The following is a 19,885-nucleotide window of genomic DNA, read 5'->3' as shown; positions in this document are numbered from 1 at the left end:
GGGAGAGACGATGGAACATCTTCATGAAGGAATGGTGATGCAGAAAAAGAATATTCAGTACGTGGTCGAAAAATTTCGCAAACGCGGCGTGAAAATCGCCACTTGCAAGCCGCGGGCTATGATGTCATTATCTTGTCTGGAAGAAATCGAGACAGGAAAGAATCGATAAAGGTGAGTGGCATGATGGACGTTCATTGCCAAAAAGTTATTCCGGCCATGAAAACAATGAAAGATTTTGAAAGATTTTTAGCCAGCTCCTATATGTACGGAGTGTTATTGGAAGTACATATTTCCCAATTAAAAAGCGTATTTCATTACGCTCGTCAGCACGAAAAAAAACTGATCGTTCATACCGATTTGATTCAAGGATTAAGCCATGACGAGCATGCGGCCGAATACTTATGCCAGGAGTTTCGTCCGTACGGGCTGATTTCCACTAGGGGAAATGTCATTATAAAGGCAAAGCAAAAAAAGGTGCTTGCGATTCAGCGCGTTTTTTTGCTTGATTCGCACGCGCTTGAAAAAAGTTACCAGTTGATTGAAAAAACGCAGCCCGACTGCATTGAAGTAATTCCAGGAGCAATGCCCCATATGATCAGCGAAGTGAAGGAACGGACGGGAAAGCCGATTTATGCCGGCGGGCTGATTCGCACCGTAGACGACGTCGAGCGCGCGCTCGGAGCGGGAGCGGTTGCGGTGACTACTTCCAATAAAGAGTTGTGGAAACATTATGAGAACTGTTAATGTTTTCCCGTTCTCCATAAGGGAAAGGACAAGCCATGCCAGCGGGAAATGGTTCTTGCCTGAGAAACTTTCTGTATTTCACTAGCCAAACAAGCTGTTTTTCGCTATAATGAAAGTAAGTTAATAACCAGTCAGGAGACAAGGAGAGACCATGCATGCATGGTAGGCGGAAGCTTATCGTGTTTGCCATGGTCTCTTTTTGTCTTTTTGCAATAAAGGAGGAGTTTTCATGGCAACGACACGCTTTTCCAGCAAACAGCGGCGCGAGCGTTTAGAAAAAATGAGCAAACAGCATTACGATGTTTTAGTGGTAGGCGGGGGAATTACCGGATGCGGAATTGCGCTAGATGCCGTTACGCGCGGCATGAAAACGGCACTGGTGGAAATGCAAGATTTTGCGGCGGGGACGTCGAGCCGTTCGACGAAGCTCGTTCACGGAGGGCTTCGTTATTTGAAGCAATTGGAAGTGAAAATGGTTGCCGAAGTCGGCAGGGAGCGGGCGATCGTCTATGAAAACGGGCCGCATGTGACGACACCGGAGTGGATGCTTTTGCCGATTCATAAAGATGGAACGTTCGGCAAATGGAGCACATCACTCGGCCTGTGGGTGTACGACCATTTAGCCGGCGTGAAACGAAGCGAACGGCGCAAGATGTTAAGCGCCAAAGAGACGCTGCAAAAAGAGCCGCTATTGAAACGGGAAGGATTGCGTGGCGGCGGCTATTACGTCGAATACCGCACCGATGATGCCCGTTTGACGATCGAAGTGATCAAAAAGGCGGTGGAATTGGGGACCGATGCCGTCAACTATGCAAAAGTGGAACAATTTTTGTACGATGAAAGCGGCAAAATCATTGGTGCCCGCTGCCGCGACCAGCTTAGCGGCCGCACCTATGAAATCCGCGCGAAAAAAGTGATCAACGCCGCCGGGCCGTGGGTCGACACGCTGCGCGAAAAAGACCATTCGAAAACGGGAAAACGATTGCAGCTGACAAAAGGCGTCCATATCGTCATCGACCAAAAACGGTTTCCGTTAAAGCAAGCGATTTATTTTGATACACCGGACGGCCGCATGGTATTCGCGATTCCGCGCGACGGGAAAACGTATGTCGGCACGACGGATACGTTTTACAATGAAGATATTGCCAATCCGACGATGACAGAAGAAGACCGTGACTATTTATTGCGCGCGATTCACTATATGTTCCCGTCCGTCCACATCACTGCAGCTGATGTGGAATCAAGCTGGGCGGGGGTCCGACCGCTCATCTATGAAGAAGGGAAAGATCCGTCGGAAATTTCCCGTAAGGATGAAATTTGGCAATCGCCGACAGGATTAATTACGATCGCCGGCGGCAAACTAACCGGTTACCGGAAAATGGCGGAAACGGTCGTCGACTTAGTGGCAAAACTATTGGCGAAAGAAGAAGGAAGAACGTTCCGTCCATGCCAAACGAAACATTTGCCAATCTCCGGCGGGGATGTCGGCGGCTCGCAGCAGTTGCCGGCCTTTATCGCGAAAAAAGCCGAAGAAGCGGTGCGATACGGGTTTACGAAAGAAGAGGGAGAACGTTTAGCGAAAATATACGGCACCAATGTCGATCAATTATTCGAACTAAGCAAACAATACGATGCTTCCTGCGGCCTTTCCCGCGAGCAGTTCGTCCGCCTTTTATACGCCATTGATTACGAAATGGCGGCAAAGCCGATTGACTACTTTATCCGCCGCACCGGCGCGCTCTTGTTTGACATCGCTTCCGTCCGCCGTCAGAAAGACCGCGTCATTGCTTTTATGGCCGATTATTTGCAATGGACAGAGGAACAAAGGGAGGCTTATACAAAAGAACTGGAAAAGGCGCTAAAGGAAGCGGTGCTGGCGTAAGTGCAATCATGTGCCATCATGGCGCCCGCTCATCTGGGCGCTTTTTTTGACAAAACAGGTTATTTTATACTTAAATTTTACTTAAAATTAGGTAAAAACACAGTAAGTACTTGCTGCTGACTAGTATCAATAGGGGGATGAGGATGGGGATTACATATGATCCAAACATGAAAATGTTCCATCTGCAAGCAAACGATATGAGTTACATGATGCAGCTTGTCGTCCGCGGCTATTTGGCCCACTTTTATTGGGGAAAAAGAATTCGAAAGGCGAATGGCTCGCGAAAACTGCGGTTTCTCAACCGTCCGTTCTCTCCTAATCCCGATCCATCCGACCGCGCGTTTTCTTTAGATACGCTGCCGCAAGAATATCCGGCATATGGCAATACGGATTTTCGCGCACCGGCGTATCAAGTGCAATTGGAAAACGGGTCGACGATTTCGGATTTGCGCTACAAAACGCATCGCATTTATAAAGGAAAGCCGAAGTTAGAAGGGCTGCCGGCCACCTATGTGGAAAACGAAAATGAGGCGGAAACGTTAGAAATCGTATTGGAAGACCGCGTGATCGGATTACGCGTCACGCTGCTTTATACGGTATATGAACGGTGGAATGTGATAACCCGTTCTGCCCGCTTTGAAAACCACGGTGCGGAACGGATCAAGCTATTGCGGGCGTTAAGCATGAATGTAGATTTCCCACATGCTGACTATGAGTGGCTGCATCTCCCGGGAGCGTGGGCGCGGGAGCGAGCGGTGGAAAGGCGGCCGCTTGTCACCGGCATACAGTCGGTAGAAAGCCGCCGCGGCGCCAGCAGCCACCAGCAAAATCCATTTATCGCCCTGCTGAGAAAGCATGCCAATGAAGATGTGGGGGAAGTATACGGCTTTAGCCTTGTTTACAGCGGCAATTTCCTTGCCCAAGTCGAAGTCGACCAATTCCAGACGACGCGTGTATCCATGGGAATCAATCCATTTGATTTTACGTGGCTGTTAGAACCGGGCGGGTCGTTCCAGACGCCGGAAGTGGTGATGGTGTATTCGGATAAAGGATTAAACGGAATGTCACAAACTTATCACCAGCTGTACCGCACCCGCTTAGCGCGCGGAGCGTTCCGCGACCGCGAACGTCCGATTCTCATTAATAACTGGGAAGCGACGTATTTTCATTTTAATGAAGAAAAAATTTTGCACCTTGCGAAAACAGCGGCGGAATTAGGAATTGAGCTATTTGTGCTCGATGACGGTTGGTTTGGCAAACGCGATAATGATCGCAGTTCATTAGGAGATTGGTTCGTCAATAAACAGAAGCTGCCAAATGGGCTAGAAGGGCTGGCAAAAAGCATTAACCAAATGGGCATGCAGTTTGGTCTATGGGTGGAACCGGAAATGGTTTCCGTCGACAGCGAGCTGTATCGGAAGCACCCGGACTGGTGTCTTCATGTGCCAAACCGCCCGCGTTCGGAAGGGAGAAATCAGCTTGTATTAGACTATTCCCGCAAAGAAGTGTGCGACTATATCATTCAAGTGATTTCCGACATGCTAGCAAGCGCGCCGATTTCCTATGTAAAATGGGATATGAACCGTCATATGACGGAGATCGGTTCTGCCGCCTTGCCGCCGGAACGGCAGCGCGAAACGGCTCACCGCTACATGCTGGGGTTGTACCGCGTCATGGAAGAAATAACGTCCCGTTTTCCACATGTCCTGTTTGAGAGCTGCTCGGGCGGCGGAGGCCGGTTTGACCCGGGCATGCTGTACTACATGCCGCAAACGTGGACGAGTGACAATACGGACGCGGTTTCCCGCTTAAAAATCCAATATGGCACCAGCCTTGTTTACCCAATCAGCGCGATGGGCGCGCACGTGTCGGCGGTGCCGAACCACCAAGTTCACCGCATTACATCGTTGGAAATGCGCGGCCATGTGGCGATGTCGGGAAACTTTGGCTATGAGCTCGATTTAACAAAACTAAGTGAGGAAGAAAAACAAAAAGTAAAAGAACAAGTGGCATTTTACAAAGAAATCCGCCGTCTTGTCCAATTCGGAACGTTTTACCGGATACTCAGCCCGTTTGAAGGCAATGAGGCGGCATGGATGTTCGTATCCGAGGACCGATCAGAAGCATTGGTCGCCTATTTCCGCGTGCTGGCGGAAGCGAATGCGCCGCTGTCGTTCATACGGTTAAAAGGACTGGATCCAAATAAAGATTACGAAATCATTGGCAGCGGCGAAGTGTATGGCGGCGATGAACTGATGTATGCAGGGTTAAATGTGCCGCAGCGCCGCGGCGACTTCATTAGCGTCATTTGGCGGTTAAAAGCAGCTCATTAAGGAAAAAAGACCGGTGTCTAGCATGCGGCTAGGCACCGGCTTCTAGTTGGGAGAGCTTTTCCAAAATGCGCCGCTTCCGATAGAGCATTTTTCCCGTTTCGGCAATGTCCTCGATAAACGCTTTGTTAAACATGGCACCAAAAACAATACCAACGATTGGGACGAATTGAAACAGCTTTTTCCAGCCGTATTGATCGCGAAACGTCATCATGACTTCGCGCCAGCCTTGAAGCTGAGAAAAGACTTGCTGGTGATGGTTGGAAAACGATGTGAGCTGATCGAGAATCGCCTTTTTGCCGACAATATCGGAGGAGGCGAATTGCAAACATTTCACAATAAAAATTCTTTCTTTTTTCTCCTTCGGATTGTAACCATAGACGATGGCGATTTCCTGCAGCGTTTTTAACGCAAGGCCGAGAAGGGCAGGAATATCGATCGCCAGCGTTAACGCGCCGCCGACGCCTGTCGTTGCTCCTTGAATTTGAGCAAACGTCACGCGCGCGTCAATTAGCTCATCACAAACGCGGTCCATGGTCGCAAGCGGCAACTGCGCCACTTGTTCTAACGATGGGACGCCAAGCCTCTCCAGTATCTTTTCTTCTTTCACTAAATATTGCCCGCCGCTTTGGATATAGCTGCCAAGCTCATCAAGCAGCTGCCCGACTTTTTTATGTACAAAGTTTGGCGTAAGCTTATCGAGCACTTTAAACGGCAGCCGGCCGAGTTTTTCCCAAAACCATAAGTCTTTTTGGTCTTGTTCCCAATGTTCAATCTTTTTCAACTCTTCCCGCAGTTGCTGTCTAATGTCCATCTCTTCGAGTGCCTCCATATTTTTTTCTAATTTATAGGATATATCCATTTTGGTTAATTATACGTTTTTTACAGTAAGTTTGTTTCGGTAATAACTTAGCAGAAAATAGTTTTTGAGTGGATCAGTCGGTTTGCATGATGCTTTTTAGCAAGACGTTGTATTCCTGTATGTGTTTTTGATCTTACAAAAAGCCATCGGGTATTAGTAAAATTACATTTAAATACATTTAAATAAAAACAAAAAACCGCTAATTTATTCAAAAAAAGTTGTTTTAATGGGTAGACATGTTTTTATGATGAAAACGCAAATAATTTGTTAAAATGCTTAAAATTATTCATAAATTACGCCAATAGATAGTAATAATAAAAACAAGAAATCACTAATCATTTAAAAAAAGTTGTTTTAATGGGTAGACATGTTTTTTTGGATTTGTTATTATGAAAGCGGAAACAATTAACGAAAAATACTCAAAAGTCTTTAAATTATTTCCGGGTGAGTGAATGTTATGTCAAAACTTCTAGTAGATCAGTCTAACGAGGAGGTTGTAACTCGAGTCCTAACGATAGATTTAGACAATTTTGTAGAGATTGCCAAGGCGTTGTCAACTGATTTGCGCGTCGCGATCTTTAAGAAATTGTTGGAACGTCCTATGAATGTAGTCGAGATTGCAGAAATGTTCAATATTCCACCTTCGACAGCTGCAGTGAATATCAAGAAGCTTGAAGATGCCAATTTAATTCGTACGGAGATGGTTCCGGGAACAAGAGGGACACAAAAGATATGTGCAGCTGTTTTTAGTCGAATTATTGTTGAAACTAATGCGGCAGAGCAAGCTAAGCATAATGATTTCATCGAGATTTCGATGCCGATTGGACACTTTTTTGATTTTCAAGTTTCCCCTACGTGTGGAATTTTAAGCGATTCCAAAATAATTGGCGAACTGGATGACCCTAGTTCTTTTCTTGAGCCCGAGCGAACGAATGCACAATTAATTTGGTTTCGGCACGGATTTGTTGAGTATCGTTTTCCTAATCGATTGCCGCATGGAGCAAAGGTGAACAACCTTGAGTTATTAACGGAAATTTGTTCCGAGGCACCGTTGCATAATCCTAATTGGCCATCTGACATCACGCTCTGGATCAATGGAATCGAAGTTGGGACATGGACATGTCCCGGAGACTTTGGCGGAGAGCGCGGTGTGCTGACACCATCTTGGTGGAGTGAAGCAAATACACAGTTTGGGCTATTAAAAACATGGCGTGTTACTGATCAAGGTTCCTTTATCGATGGCCGTCCTATTTCGGATGTAACATTGGATGACCTCTCCATCGATCAAGCACCTTTTATTACAGTAAGGATTGGTGTAAAACCGGATGCAGTAAACGACGGGGGAATTAATCTGTTTGGAAGGAAATTTGGGAATTATGAGACGGATCTTGTTATGCGTCTTGGTTTTGTAAGGTAGCCTACTAGTTTTCTTTATATAGATAACTAGATGGGAATTATTTAAAGGGGGGTAAACATGATGGGTTTGTGGAAACGAGTAGGAGGAATTGCGGCAGCGACAATCTTAGGTACATCCTTAGTTTTGATGGGCTGTAGTTCAAAAACGTCAGAAAACACATCATCAACATCCTCAAGCAGCAAGCAAGAAATTACATTTTGGACACCGTTCTCCGGTGCGGATGGTCCATTTATGAAGAAAATTGTTGACGCTTACAACGAGCAATCCGATAAGTACAATGTAAAGTTCCAGATTATCCCAAGTGGGGAGTATTACAAGCAAGTGGATTTGGCATTAAGCACGGGCAAAAAACGCCCTGATCTCATGATTATGCACGTGGATCAAATCCCTACATATCAAAAGAAAGGGCAATTACAACCTGTTGATGATATCGCAGCCAAAGCAGGCATCAAAAAAGAAGATTTCGTAGAAGCTCCAGTGAAGTATGCGACAATCGATGGGAAATGGTATGGTATTCCATTAGATATCCATCCATTGATTCTTTACTATAACAAAGACCTCTTTAAAGCGGCTGGCATCGATCATCCACCGACAAACCGTCAAGAGTTCATTGAGGCCGCGAAAAAGTTAACTGACAAATCCAAAGGGCAATGGGGATATGTAGTGCCGACGCTTTGGCCGCAACAGTTCATCTTCCCAACGATTGTAGGTCAGAACGGTGCTAAATTGGCGGACGAACAAGGAAAACCGCGATTCAATTCTCCTGAAGCTGTCGAGGCTCTGACATTCTTAAAAGATTTAATTTATAAATATAAAGTGTCTCCGAAAAAAGTAGCTCAAGATGGAGAGGTAACGTTATTTTTACAAGGGAAAAATGCTATGCAGTTAAACGGCCCGTGGATGAAGGATCAGTTTGATAAAGCGAAAATTAATTACGGTGTAGCTCCAGTGCCTCAACTTGGTACGAAGCAGCAAGCTGTACAAGCAGGTTCCCACAATTTCGTTATCCCGAAGGATGTGAAAGATCCAAAAGTTCTTGAAGGTATTGGCGATTTCTTAAAATATGTATCGGCCCACTCCATCGACTGGGCGCAATCCGGCCAGGCGGTAGCGTCCAAGCAAGTGCTTGCAAGTGATGCATTCAAGCAATTGACAAAGCAACAAACGATTGTAGCAAAAGAGTTCGATTATGCGCAATTCAACCCACCTGTCATCAACTGGGGAGCTATGACTGCTGATCTTTATAAGGAAATTAATCTTGTCCTTCTTGGTCAAAAAGATCCGCAAAAAGCGTTGGATGAAGCTCAAGAAAAGGCATTGCAAGTGAAATAGTACATTCAATCAGGCAGGTGGCATCACCTGCCTGATTAAATAAGATAGGGTGGTGAGCTCATGGAAAAGAACCTGAAACCCCAGTCGGCATCAAATTTGCCTATGGAAATGTTGCCGGCTAGTGCTATAAATACAAGAACAGAACGGGCGAAAACGAAATGGAAATCGAAGTTGACATCCAGTTTGTTTATTCTCCCGTACTTAATCTGTTTTGTTGCCTTTCTAGTGTATCCTCTTGTTTATGGAATTATCATGAGTTTTCAAGATTACGAGTTGCTTTCGTCCGAGCATAAATTCGTAGGTTTACAAAATTATATTGATATCTTCACCGCTGGAAACTATATGCATACTAGTTTCTTTCAGGGGTTGCTTGCAACTATTAAATTCGTCATCTATTCTGTTCCTTTATTAGTTGTTGTTGGTTTGGCGTTAGCGCTATTGGTGAATGCGCTTCCCCCTAAAGTCCGCGGGGTCTTTCGCACTATCTTTTTTACCCCTTATGCTATTTCGGCATCTGTTATGGCTGTTATCTTCATACGTGTTTTTGATACGAATGCAGGACTTTTAAATATCATATTAAGCAAGCTGCATCTCCCGTCTCAGATTGGTTGGCTGACGGATCTTCCTTGGGCTTGGATTGCTCTTATCGGAGCGACTCTTTGGTGGACGATCGGATTTAATATGCTGATCTTTATCAATGCTCTGAATGAAGTATCTGAGGAAATGTACGAAGCGGCTAAAATCGATGGGGCAAACGCATGGCAAAGGCTTATTTATATCACCTTACCGTCAATTCGGAGAATTATGGTTTTTATCGTTATTACGTCAACTATTGCATCGTTTAATATTTATGCGCAACCTTTCTTGATGACTCGCGGGGGTCCTGGCTCCGAAACAACCGTGCTATTAATGAACGTATTTGATGTGGCCTTCGGTCAGCATAAGATGGGGGCAGCTTCAGCGATGGCCTTGTTGATGGCGTTAATGATTATAGCGGTTTCGATCGTTCAATTCCGTCTGACAAACAACAAGGAGGGTTGATTCATATGAAAAAGCGTGTAAGGCCGGCTATTCTCATCCTCATTGCGATCGCTTTGGCGGTTATTTTCATAACACCGCTATTATGGATGGTTTCGATATCATTTAAGGACGATGTAGAAGCTATATTGCCGAACTTAAACATTATTCCGGATAATCCGACGATAGCGAACTATGTCAATGTATTAACAGGGGGTGACTTGAACGTTCCGATCCTTCGATGGATATTCAACTCTTTATTTGTCGGAGTCGTCACAACTGTATTGGTCGTAATGATCGACGCATTGGCCGCGTACGGGCTAGCGCGTTTGGATATCCCGTTTAAGAAAGTGATATTTTCCATGATTGTCAGTACGATGATGATTCCAAGTATCGTTTGGTTTTTGCCACTTTATGCGGAGTTTAGTGCCTTGCAATTGACTGATACGTATTGGGCCTTGATTTTGCCTTACACATCGGGTGCGTTTGGAGTGTTCTTGCTTTATCAATTTTTCGTATCTTTCCCGAAGGAAATTGAAGAAGCCGCTTATCTGGATGGCGCCAACAAATTTCAGATTTTTTATAGGATTTTGCTGCCGTCTGCTAAACCGGCGTTATGGACGCTTGCTATTTTAACCTTTATGGGTGTGTTCAATGATTTTGTATGGCCGTTATATGCGACTAGCTCCGATGAGATGAGAACATTGACAGCCGGAATTGCGATCATGACGCAAGGAAGCTATGTAAACACGCCGAATAAAATGATGGCTCTATCGACGATTGCAACGATTCCGGTTCTGTTAGTTTTTCTCATCGGTCAAAAATCATTTGTTAAAGCTGTTACCCAAGTGGGAATTAAATAATGAAGGAGAGCTCGATGATAACACAGTTGCGAACCGAATATCCAAAGCCTCAATTTATACGAAAATATTGGATCAACCTCAATGGAACTAATTAACGAATTGCTTGCTTATAATCGTGAATCGGTTTGTGTAAATTTCATTCGTTGTCCATTGGAGCTTGCGGATAGGAGGTATGGTATGGAAAAAGGGTTTCGAACAATAAGAAGAGTAAAAACGGATGAAATTCATATAAGGGACCCATTTGTCTTTCCTTATAAAAAAGAAAACAAATACTACTTGTTTGGTACTACATTTGCTGATGGATGCGGGGACAAGGATCCTATTTTCGAGGTGTATGTAAGTGAAAACTTGGATGATTGGGAAGGGCCGTACGTCGCCTTTAACCCTCCGAAGGGGTTTTGGGGGGTAAGGCATTACTGGGCGCCTGAAGTTTTTGAAATAGATGGACGTTTTTACATGTTTGCGACGTTCAAAGGCGGGATTGGGGAACATCGCGGGACAGGAATTTTAGTGTCCGATCATCCGGCGGGTCCATACAAGCCTCATAGCGAAGGTCCTGTTACTCCAAAACATTGGGAATGCTTAGATGGAACGTTTTATGAGGACCGCAACGGACAAAGATGGATCGTATTTTGCCATGAATGGACACAAGAGTACGATGGGAAAATTAAAGCAATTCGTTTAACCGAAGACCTAAAGGAATCGTACGGAGAGGTTATCGAGATTTTAAAGGCATCGTCCATGAAGTGGATTCGTCCCTTTCGTGATCCACGTACTGAGAAAGAAGGGTTTCTGACGGATGCCCCATTTATGTACGAGGCGAAGAATGGAGATTTAATCATGCTTTGGTCAAGTTATTCTAAACCAAATTACGGCGATACAGGCTATGGCGGGTATGCGGTAGCGGTAGCCAGATCGAAGAGCGGCAATATAGATGGCCCATGGACACATGATGAAACGTTGTTGTTGGATCGAAACGCAGGGCATGCGAGTTTGTTTAGAGACTTTCAGGGGCAATTGTATATATCCGTGCATTCTCCAGATACCCCTCATGGGAATGAAAGAGCGCTGTTTATAAAAGTGCAGGAAAGGGAGAATGGTTTGGAAATAGTGGATCACTAATGATGGCCTAACTATGAAAGATGGATAGGAAAGCAGAAAATCGTTTTTTGTCCCACACTAGGATGTGGGATGTACATAGAGATTAAGCATGAATTTATTGTTTTTTCATTCTTTAATCAGAAATAGAAATAGAATAGGAGAGAGAAAAATGACGATTCCACGTCCAGAATATCCACGCCCACAATTTGTAAGAACCGATTGGATAAATTTAAATGGTGAATGGGAGTTTGAGTTTGATGATGAGAATAAAGGGATAGCAGAAAAGTGGTATGAAAAGCATGAATATAGTCAAACGATTAATGTTCCGTTCTGCTATCAGAGTGAGTTAAGCGGAATCGGTATTACAGATTTTCATGATATTGTATGGTATAAACGGAAGTTTTTATTGCCAGAAGAATGGAAAAATAAACGCCTTCTTTTACATTTTGGAGCTGTTGATTATCGTGCTTCCGTATGGATCAACGGACAATTTGTATGTTCTCATGAAGGGGGCCATACTCCATTTCATGCTGAAATTACGCATGTTGTCAAAGATGGGGAAAATGAAATTGTTGTACGGGCCGAAGACTATTCAAAAGAACTGGATCAACCACGCGGAAAACAATATTGGAAAGAAAAATCCGAATCTATTTTTTATACAAGAACGACTGGTATTTGGCAAACCGTCTGGATTGAAGCGGTAGCTACAACATATCTTGAGAAAGTGAAAATGACCCCTAATATTGATACAGATGAAATCTTGATTGAATATGTTGTAAATAATGTGAAAAGAAATCAGCAGTTAGAAATTGAAATTTCATTTGATGGACAATTAGTCGCAAAAGATATTGTCCATCTCACGGAACGGAAAGGAAGCCGCCAAATTTATTTACACGATTTTAATGTTCATGATTCTGGAAGGCTGTGGAGTCCGGAACATCCAAATTTATATGATGTCGTTTTCACGATTAAAGAAAATGGCTGTGTTCTAGACCGTGTTGAAAGTTATTTTGGTATGAGAAAAATTTCTGTGGAAAACGGCATTATTATGCTCAACAACCGTCCATACTACATGAAGCTTGTTTTAGATCAAGGCTATTTTCCAAAAGGTATTTTAACCCCTCCATCTGATGAAGACATTAAAAGGGATATTCAATTAACAAAAGAAATGGGTTTTAACGGTGTAAGAAAACATCAAAAGATCGAAGACCCACGTTATTTATATTGGGCAGATAAACTAGGGCTGCTTGTTTGGGGAGAAATGGCCAACAGCTATATATATACGGAAGATGCTATAAGACGTATAGCAAGCGAGTGGCAAGAAGCAATTGAACGCGACTATAACCACCCTTCGATCGTTGTTTGGGTGCCAATCAATGAAAGTTGGGGGGTGCCGCGTCTTCTTGCAGATAAACGTCAACAGGCCCATGCGCTAAGCCTTTACTACTTAACAAAATCATTAGATTCTACAAGACTTGTTATCTCAAACGATGGTTGGGAGCATACAAAATCGGATATTTGTACCATTCATGATTACGAACCAGATAAAGAAACACTAAAAGAACGTTACCGCACAATTGAAAATATTTTACGTTCACAACCTGGTCACCGATTCATCTATGTACCGGGATATGAGTATCATAATGAGCCTATTTTAGTAACGGAGTTTGGTGGTATCGCTTATAAGAAGAGCCATTGGGACGGATGGGGATATTCTGGTGCTGAAAATGATGAGGATTTTGCCGAGCGTTATTATAAAGTCGTTTCTGCAATTCTCGAATCACCACTTGTGCAAGGTTTCTGCTATACACAATTAACGGATGTAGAGCAGGAAATTAACGGTTTGCTAACCTATGACCGCCAGCCTAAAATCAATCCTAATATTATTCGCGCAATTAATGAAGGAAAAGACTATAAGCGGATTCCATGCGAGGTTAAGTAAAATCCTGTTGTTTCCATTGGCGGGGGGCGCTCACAGCGCCCCCCGCTGTTTTAAAACAGGATGGATCATATTATTTGTATCACACTGGTGATACGGAACTTCCTATTGATCAATCTATTTTCGTATCTAAAGATAGATAAGCAATTTATTACACCGAGAACGAAAAGAATAGTTTCAATTTTCATTGATCTTTAATAAAATTTTTACTAAAATATTTACTGTAAAGATGCAAGTTTAGGAGGCATAACGATGATTGCGAAATTAAAAGAAGAGCTAATTCAGCTATTTGGTGGGAGGAATGAGGAGATTCAGGTATTTTTCGCCCCCGGCCGCGTCAACTTAATCGGCGAGCATACCGACTATAACGGCGGGCATGTGCTGCCATGCGCCTTGGAAATCGGCACATATGCGCTCGTACGCAAAACAGCCAATCCGTTTATTCGCTTTTACTCAAAAAACTTTCCAGAAACAGGGATCATTACGGTGTCTTATGATGATCTATCTTATCAAGATAAGCATGGGTGGGCGAACTATCCGAAGGGAATTATTGCTGCGTTTCAGTCGTTTTGCCCGATCGAGACGGGACTCGATATTTTGTATTACGGGACGATCCCAAACGGCGCTGGATTATCGTCGTCCGCTTCCATCGAGCTGGTAACGGCGGTCATGCTCAATGAACTATTCGCACAGCATATCGATATGCTTGAACTTGTGAAATTGAGTCAAAAAGTAGAAAATGAATATGTTGGCGTCAATTGCGGCATTATGGATCAGTTTGCCGTTGGAATGGGAAAGCGAAACTATGCAATGCTACTAAACTGCCAAACATTAGAGTACCGCTATTTGCCCGTTTCGATGAACGATTGTTCGATTGTCATCGCCAATACAAACAAAAAGCGCGGTCTGGCCGATTCGGCGTATAACGAACGGCGGGCGACGTGCGAGGCAGCTTTGGCAAAATTGCAGAAACATACAAACATTGCCTCACTGGGTGATTTGACAAGCGAGCAGCTGGAAGAGTATAAGCATCTTCTTTCCCCGCTTGAACAAAAGCGCGCCCGCCATGCCGTGACGGAAAACGAGCGGACGGTAGAGGCGGCGGCAGCGTTGGAAAAGGGAGATTTGGCCCGCTTTGGCGAACTGATGAAGCAGTCACACATTTCGTTGCGCGATGACTATGAAGTAACAGGGGTGGAACTAGATACGCTTGTCGAAGCGGCGTGGAAGCATGAAGGAACGATCGGCGCCCGCATGACAGGGGCCGGTTTTGGCGGCTGTACGGTGAACATCGTGAAAGATGCGTACATTCCTTCTTTTATTGAACAAGTAGGAAAAGAATATGCGGGAAAAATTGGCTATGAAGCTAGTTTTTATGTCGTGAAAATTGGCGACGGGGCAAGAGAAATAACAGAAACAAAGGAGATGAGCGTATGATTCTTGTCTGCGGCGGCGCGGGCTACATCGGCAGCCATGCGGTATACCGCTTGATCGAAAAAGGTGAAAAAGTTATCGTTGTCGATAATTTGCAAACCGGTCATCGCGAGGCCGTTCATCCAGAAGCAGTCTTTTATCAAGGCGATATTCGCGACCGCGCGTTTTTGCGCGACGTATTTCGTAAGCATGAGATCGATACGGTGATTCATTTCGCCGCCAACTCCCTTGTCGGCGAAAGCATGCAAGAGCCGCTCAAATATTACGATAATAACGTGTACGGTACGCAAGTATTGCTGGAAATCATGAACGAGTTCGGCGTGAAACAAATCGTATTTTCCTCTACAGCGGCAGTGTATGGAGAGCCGAAGCAAATTCCGATTGTAGAAACGGACCCGACGATGCCAACCAACACATATGGAGAAACGAAATTGGCGATGGAAAAAATGATGAAATGGGTCGACCGAGCTTACGGAATCCGCTATATTTCGCTGCGTTATTTTAACGTCGCCGGCGCTTACGGCACGTTGATCGGTGAAGATCATGACCCGGAAACCCATCTCATTCCATTAATTTTAAAAGTGCCGCTCGGCCAGCGTGATGAGATTCATATTTTTGGCGATGATTACGATACCCATGACGGCACTTGCATTCGCGACTATATTCACGTGCTCGATCTAGTTGATGCACACATTCTAGCGGTGGAAAAGCTGCGGAGCGGTGCGGAAAGCAACGTGTACAATTTAGGAAACGGCAACGGCTTTACCGTTAAAGAAGTGATCGAAGCGGCGCGGAAAGTTACCGGCCATCCGATCCCGGCGCGCGTTATGGCGCGGCGCCCGGGCGATCCGGCGAAGCTTGTCGCATCCGCGGAAAAAGCCAAACGCGAGCTCGGCTGGGAACCAAAATACACATCGATTATCGATATTGTCGCTTCCGCATGGGAATGGCATCAAGCGAAACCATACGGATATCGAGGTGCGTGACGGTGGCGGACATTTTGGCGGCAGTAGAACAGCTGGTCCAATACGGGGTAAAAAGCGGCCTGCTTCATCGCGAAGATATTGTTTACGCGCGCAATCGCCTGCTGGCGGCGCTGCGGCTGACGGAGTGGAAGCCAGTCGAGGTAAAGGACACGTCCTTTGCCTCTCCTTCTCCGATCTTAGAGACGATTTTAGATTGGGCGTATGAACATGGTCTTTTGGAAACGAATACAATGACAGAGCGGGATATATGGGACGCCAAGCTGATGAACTGTTTAATGCCGCGTCCATCCGAAGTAATCCGTGAATTTTATGCCAAATATAATAAAGAACCGAAACTGGCAACCGACTGGTTTTATTCCTTAAGCAAAGCGTCCAATTACATTCAAACAGCGCGGATTGCGAAAAATAAACACTGGAAAGTGAAAACGGCGTATGGGGAGCTCGATATTACGATCAATTTATCGAAACCAGAGAAAGATCCAAAAGAAATCGCCAAGTTAAAAGACGCTCCGACATCTTCGTATCCGCAGTGCTTGTTATGCAAAGAAAATGAAGGATACGAAGGGACGTGGCATCATCCGGCTCGCTCGAATCACCGCGTCATTCCGATTACATTATTGGACGAGACATGGTATTTCCAATATTCTCCGTATGTTTATTACAACGAACATTGCATTGTGTTCCATGCCAAGCATGTGCCAATGAAAATGGAACGGAAAACGTTCGCGCGCTTACTTGATTTTATCGAAAAGTTTCCGCACTATTTCATCGGTTCGAACGCCGATTTGCCGATTGTCGGTGGTTCGATTTTAGCGCACGATCATTTTCAAGGCGGAAACTATACGTTTGCGATGGAAAAAGCCGAAATCGAAGAATACATCTCGTTTTCATCTTTTCCATCATTGACAGCAGGGATTGTGCGCTGGCCGATGTCAGTAATCCGCCTGTGCGGCAAAAAAGAAGAAGTGCTTGAAGCAGCGGATTGCATTTACGAAACGTGGCGGACGTATAGCGACCCAAGTGTCGATATCTATGCCAACAGCGGCGATGTTCCGCATAATACGGTCACCCCCATCGCAAGACGCCGTGGCGATTTGTTTGAAATGGATATCGTGTTGCGCAACAATCGAACATCATGTGAACATCCATACGGCATTTTTCATCCTCATGAAGAATTGCATCATATTAAAAAAGAAAATATTGGCTTAATTGAAGTGATGGGGCTTGCCGTGCTTCCGGGAAGGCTGGCCGGCGAATTAGATGCATTGGCGACATATCTTGTCCGAAATACGAAAAAAGATGAGTGGGACGAAACGCTTTTAAAACATTGGAATTGGTATGAGCAAATCCATGCCGCTTATCCGAATATTACAGAAGAAAATGTATCGGATATTTTGCAGCACGAAGTAGGACAGCGTTTTATCACCGTCCTAGAACATGCCGGCGTGTTTAAACGCAACGAGAAAGGAAAACAGGCATTTCGCACCTTTTTGCGGAAAGTACAGGAGAAGTTGTCATGATCAGGAAGGAAGGGATCTGTTTTAACCAATGGCGACATTAAAAGAAATTGCGGAAAAAGTGGGAGTGTCAGTGGCGACGGTGTCGCGCGTGCTTAATTATGACACCACCTTGTCGGTGTCGGATGAAACGAGAAAGCGCATTTTTGAAGTAGCCCAGCAGCTAAACTATAAAACGCTGCGGGAACGCAGCCAGCAGCCGAAGGAATCGTTTCGTTTCGGGCTCGTTCATTGGTACTCCGAACGGCAAGAAATGGATGATCCGTATTACATGGCGATTCGCTTAGGAGTTGAAAAAGAATGTTTTGAACGCGGAATCGAATTAGTAAAGCTATTTAAGCAAAACGGCTCCTATCTAACGGAACGGATGGAACATTTAGACGGCATTATCGCCGTCGGAAAATTTGGACCGAAAGATGTCAACGCGTTTGCTTCCAGCACCGAACATATCGTCTTTGTCGACTGCTCGCCGAACGAGCGGAAATTTGACTCTGTCGTCATCGACTTACGCAAGTCGACGATTACGGTGTTAGACTACTTGCTTGAACTAGGACATCAAAAAATCGGTTATATTGGCGGACGGGAATATGTAGACGGCGAAATGCCGATTCACGATGAACGCGAGGCAACATTTTATGAATATTTATACTTAAAAGGACTGTATGATTCACGATATGTATGGACAGGCAGCTTTACCGCCGAAGACGGCTATCGATTAATGAAACAAGCCATTTCGAGCAATGACCTTCCAACCGCGTTTTTCATCGCCAGCGATTCAATGGCGATTGGGGCGCTGCGCGCGCTCCATGAAGCTCACATTTCCGTCCCTCGCGATATATCCCTTGTCGGGTTCAATGATATTCCGACGGCGGCATTTATCCACCCGCCATTAACAACGGTAAAAGTATATACAGAGTTTATGGGGGAGACGGCGGTAGAGTTGTTAGTGGAACGCTTGATAACGAAGCGGACCATTTGTAAAAAAGTAGTGGTACCGACAGAGCTAATCGTGCGGGAAAGCAGTCAAGCCCATTTAAAAGGGAGCGGCGAAAAATAACCCAGCTCCCTTTTTGCATCAATGAAATTCGATATCGACGCGTTTTTTTGGACTTGATGTTGTTTTTGGAATATGAATGTCGAGCACGCCGTTTTTATAGGTGGCTCTAATATTGTCAGTCGCTGCATCCGACGGCAGTGTAATAGAACGTTGGAAACGCCCGAAGAAACGTTCGCGGCGATGCATTTGTTCTTCTCTAATGTTTTGATCTCGTTGAATGGTGCCGCTAATCGTTAAAATATTGTTGTTTACATCGATGTGTACGTCTTCTTTTTTCTCTAGACCAGGAAGATCGCACGATACGACATATTCGTTTTCTGTTTCATGCATATCCATGCGCGGCATCCCGATATGGTCGTCCATATGGGTGAAGAGAGAAGGGAAATCGGTTGAGAAAAATCGGCTAATGTCTCTGCGCATCGTTTCTAAATGGCGAAATGGGTCATAAGGAATCAAAGCCATTAGCAGTGTCCTCCTTTGATGGTAAAGATGATTTGCCATCAGATAGTGTGCTTCAGGAGGTGCTGTTTTATGCAAAAAGCGTTATTGCCTTAATTGTTCCATTACGTTGATATAAATATGAATTAAAGATAATTTTTCATGATCGGACAAATCGGAATTCATAATTCTTTTGACGGCATAATAAAATTTTACTTCCGCAGATTGACGTGTGCGCGGATGGGTCATTTCATCGCGCAGTTCTTTGCCGATCGTTTCGTAAAGAAGTGTTTTGCTTTCCTGTTCATTCAATGCTTCCGTCGTCAAAGAACGGTTCATCCATAAGTGGCGGTATGTTTCGAGCAATGAGGAGAAAGAATGTTCCATAACATATGTACTCCTTTCTTCATACCCAACGGATTGATGATTGGCAAAAAGGTTTCGACGATTATTATAATATACGTTATTATTAATGTAGATAATGTGGAAACCGGCGGTGGAAAATAAAAATATATTGACAAAGCATAAGTGGGTTAATAAAATAAAATACGTCGCTTGAAAAAGACAAAGTTGCTTAAGCTCAGATGAGTTAAAAAATTATTGACAAATAATAAAATTTGAGTATAATTAATTATGTCGCGACGATATTGTTGCGATGTTAATTAGATGTTAATTAAAAGTAAATGATTATTGACAATCTTGAATATTTAGTTATAATATGATTGTCAGACGGATGAAACTTTAATGTTCCTTGAAAACTGAACAAAACGAAGCGTCCACATAGAAAAGCGGAAGCGCCGTGACACCTTACGGTGTCGGTGCTGAAGCTGAAGACAAGTCAATCAACTTTCTATGGAGAGTTTGATCCTGGCTCAGGACGAACGCTGGCGGCGTGCCTAATACATGCAAGTCGAGCGGACCGAACAGGAGCTTGCTCTTGTTCGGTTAGCGGCGGACGGGTGAGTA

At 44.5% G+C, this 19,885-nt stretch carries 17 protein-coding genes and 1 rRNA gene; 15 read left to right on the top strand and 3 right to left on the bottom strand.

The window, feature by feature from the left end:
• Positions 1-10: 10 nt before the first annotated feature.
• From HT574_RS19260 to HT574_RS19245, 4 genes are all read left to right on the top strand, one after another.
• Complete coding sequence (locus HT574_RS19260; protein WP_017436722.1) at positions 11-169, top strand: hypothetical protein; 159 nt, start codon at positions 11-13, stop codon at positions 167-169.
• Positions 170-183: 14 nt separating this feature from the next.
• Positions 184-744, top strand: a complete 561-nt coding sequence (locus HT574_RS19255) for a glycerol-3-phosphate responsive antiterminator (RefSeq protein ID WP_042411535.1) — start codon at positions 184-186, stop codon at positions 742-744.
• 229 nt (positions 745-973) lie between these two features.
• Positions 974-2,626: a glycerol-3-phosphate dehydrogenase/oxidase gene (locus tag HT574_RS19250; protein ID WP_175245803.1), complete on the top strand. Its 1,653-nt coding sequence runs from the start codon at positions 974-976 to the stop codon at positions 2,624-2,626.
• Between the two features lie 143 nt (positions 2,627-2,769).
• Positions 2,770-4,959 carry an alpha-galactosidase gene (locus tag HT574_RS19245; RefSeq protein WP_175245802.1) on the top strand — a complete coding sequence of 730 codons (2,190 nt, stop codon included), beginning with the start codon at positions 2,770-2,772 and terminating at the stop codon, positions 4,957-4,959.
• A 28-nt stretch (positions 4,960-4,987) separates the two neighbouring features.
• On the opposite strand, the gene HT574_RS19240 is transcribed toward HT574_RS19245, so the two are convergent.
• The gene (locus tag HT574_RS19240; RefSeq protein ID WP_175245801.1) at positions 4,988-5,770 is read right to left on the bottom strand and encodes an EcsC family protein; all 783 of its coding nucleotides are present in this window, start codon (positions 5,768-5,770) and stop codon (positions 4,988-4,990) included.
• 505 nt (positions 5,771-6,275) lie between these two features.
• On the opposite strand from HT574_RS19240, the gene HT574_RS19235 reads away from it, so the two are divergent.
• The 10 genes from HT574_RS19235 to HT574_RS19190 all read left to right on the top strand — a co-directional run bounded on the left by HT574_RS19235 (position 6,276) and on the right by HT574_RS19190 (position 18,481).
• Positions 6,276-7,235 carry an ArsR/SmtB family transcription factor gene (locus HT574_RS19235; protein ID WP_175245800.1) on the top strand — a complete coding sequence of 320 codons (960 nt, stop codon included), beginning with the start codon at positions 6,276-6,278 and terminating at the stop codon, positions 7,233-7,235.
• Between the two features lie 57 nt (positions 7,236-7,292).
• Positions 7,293-8,567: an ABC transporter substrate-binding protein gene (locus HT574_RS19230; protein ID WP_254698731.1), complete on the top strand. Its 1,275-nt coding sequence runs from the start codon at positions 7,293-7,295 to the stop codon at positions 8,565-8,567.
• Positions 8,568-8,627: 60 nt separating this feature from the next.
• Positions 8,628-9,608, top strand: coding sequence for a carbohydrate ABC transporter permease (locus HT574_RS19225; protein WP_175245799.1), 981 nt, complete (start codon positions 8,628-8,630; stop codon positions 9,606-9,608).
• A gap of 5 nt (positions 9,609-9,613) precedes the next feature.
• Entirely contained in the window at positions 9,614-10,447 is an 834-nt protein-coding gene (locus tag HT574_RS19220) for a carbohydrate ABC transporter permease (RefSeq protein ID WP_081161797.1), read from the top strand.
• A gap of 177 nt (positions 10,448-10,624) precedes the next feature.
• Complete coding sequence (locus HT574_RS19215) at positions 10,625-11,569, top strand: glycoside hydrolase family 43 protein (protein WP_175245798.1); 945 nt, start codon at positions 10,625-10,627, stop codon at positions 11,567-11,569.
• Between the two features lie 148 nt (positions 11,570-11,717).
• The gene (locus HT574_RS19210) at positions 11,718-13,490 is read left to right on the top strand and encodes a glycoside hydrolase family 2 protein (RefSeq protein ID WP_175245797.1); all 1,773 of its coding nucleotides are present in this window, start codon (positions 11,718-11,720) and stop codon (positions 13,488-13,490) included.
• Positions 13,491-13,739: 249 nt separating this feature from the next.
• The gene (locus HT574_RS19205) at positions 13,740-14,924 is read left to right on the top strand and encodes a galactokinase (RefSeq protein ID WP_175245796.1); all 1,185 of its coding nucleotides are present in this window, start codon (positions 13,740-13,742) and stop codon (positions 14,922-14,924) included.
• Positions 14,921-15,907: a UDP-glucose 4-epimerase GalE gene (galE, locus tag HT574_RS19200; protein ID WP_175245795.1), complete on the top strand. Its 987-nt coding sequence runs from the start codon at positions 14,921-14,923 to the stop codon at positions 15,905-15,907. Before HT574_RS19205 ends, galE begins: the two co-directional genes overlap by 4 nt.
• 2 nt (positions 15,908-15,909) lie before the next feature.
• The gene (gene galT / locus HT574_RS19195) at positions 15,910-17,427 is read left to right on the top strand and encodes a UDP-glucose--hexose-1-phosphate uridylyltransferase (RefSeq protein ID WP_175245794.1); all 1,518 of its coding nucleotides are present in this window, start codon (positions 15,910-15,912) and stop codon (positions 17,425-17,427) included.
• A gap of 28 nt (positions 17,428-17,455) precedes the next feature.
• The gene (locus tag HT574_RS19190; RefSeq protein WP_175245793.1) at positions 17,456-18,481 is read left to right on the top strand and encodes a LacI family DNA-binding transcriptional regulator; all 1,026 of its coding nucleotides are present in this window, start codon (positions 17,456-17,458) and stop codon (positions 18,479-18,481) included.
• Between the two features lie 18 nt (positions 18,482-18,499).
• On the opposite strand, the gene HT574_RS19185 is transcribed toward HT574_RS19190, so the two are convergent.
• Positions 18,500-18,943, bottom strand: coding sequence for an Hsp20/alpha crystallin family protein (locus HT574_RS19185; protein ID WP_175245792.1), 444 nt, complete (start codon positions 18,941-18,943; stop codon positions 18,500-18,502).
• An 81-nt stretch (positions 18,944-19,024) separates the two neighbouring features.
• A complete protein-coding gene (locus HT574_RS19180) occupies positions 19,025-19,306 on the bottom strand; it encodes a hypothetical protein (RefSeq protein WP_175245791.1) in 282 nt (93 codons plus the stop codon).
• 462 nt (positions 19,307-19,768) lie between these two features.
• Between HT574_RS19180 and HT574_RS19175 the strand changes: the two genes are divergently transcribed.
• Positions 19,769-19,885, top strand: a 16S ribosomal RNA gene (locus HT574_RS19175); the annotation flags it as partial.

This window comes from Parageobacillus sp. VR-IP (assembly GCF_013357975.1).
In the GTDB taxonomy this organism is placed as follows: domain Bacteria; phylum Bacillota; class Bacilli; order Bacillales; family Anoxybacillaceae; genus Saccharococcus; species Saccharococcus caldoxylosilyticus.
The sequence above is the reverse complement of the archived record's forward strand: the minus strand, read 5'-3'. Positions and strand labels throughout refer to the sequence as shown.

Bases quoted from the DNA above. Each gene is read 5' to 3' on its own strand.
- HT574_RS19180 (WP_175245791.1), bottom strand. From the start codon at position 19,306: ATGGAACATTCTTTCTCCTCATTGCTCGAAACATACCGCCACTTATGG.
- HT574_RS19240 (WP_175245801.1), bottom strand. From the start codon at position 5,770: ATGGACATTAGACAGCAACTGCGGGAAGAGTTGAAAAAGATTGAACAT.
- HT574_RS19230 (WP_254698731.1), top strand. From the start codon at position 7,293: ATGATGGGTTTGTGGAAACGAGTAGGAGGAATTGCGGCAGCGACAATC.
- HT574_RS19225 (WP_175245799.1), top strand. From the start codon at position 8,628: ATGGAAAAGAACCTGAAACCCCAGTCGGCATCAAATTTGCCTATGGAA.
- HT574_RS19215 (WP_175245798.1), top strand. From the start codon at position 10,625: ATGGAAAAAGGGTTTCGAACAATAAGAAGAGTAAAAACGGATGAAATT.
- HT574_RS19260 (WP_017436722.1), top strand. From the start codon at position 11: ATGGAACATCTTCATGAAGGAATGGTGATGCAGAAAAAGAATATTCAG.
- HT574_RS19185 (WP_175245792.1), bottom strand. From the start codon at position 18,943: ATGGCTTTGATTCCTTATGACCCATTTCGCCATTTAGAAACGATGCGC.
- HT574_RS19190 (WP_175245793.1), top strand. From the start codon at position 17,456: ATGGCGACATTAAAAGAAATTGCGGAAAAAGTGGGAGTGTCAGTGGCG.
- HT574_RS19250 (WP_175245803.1), top strand. From the start codon at position 974: ATGGCAACGACACGCTTTTCCAGCAAACAGCGGCGCGAGCGTTTAGAA.
- HT574_RS19245 (WP_175245802.1), top strand. From the start codon at position 2,770: ATGGGGATTACATATGATCCAAACATGAAAATGTTCCATCTGCAAGCA.
- HT574_RS19205 (WP_175245796.1), top strand. From the start codon at position 13,740: ATGATTGCGAAATTAAAAGAAGAGCTAATTCAGCTATTTGGTGGGAGG.
- HT574_RS19255 (WP_042411535.1), top strand. From the start codon at position 184: ATGGACGTTCATTGCCAAAAAGTTATTCCGGCCATGAAAACAATGAAA.
- HT574_RS19235 (WP_175245800.1), top strand. From the start codon at position 6,276: ATGTCAAAACTTCTAGTAGATCAGTCTAACGAGGAGGTTGTAACTCGA.
- HT574_RS19210 (WP_175245797.1), top strand. From the start codon at position 11,718: ATGACGATTCCACGTCCAGAATATCCACGCCCACAATTTGTAAGAACC.
- HT574_RS19220 (WP_081161797.1), top strand. From the start codon at position 9,614: ATGAAAAAGCGTGTAAGGCCGGCTATTCTCATCCTCATTGCGATCGCT.
- galE (WP_175245795.1), top strand. From the start codon at position 14,921: ATGATTCTTGTCTGCGGCGGCGCGGGCTACATCGGCAGCCATGCGGTA.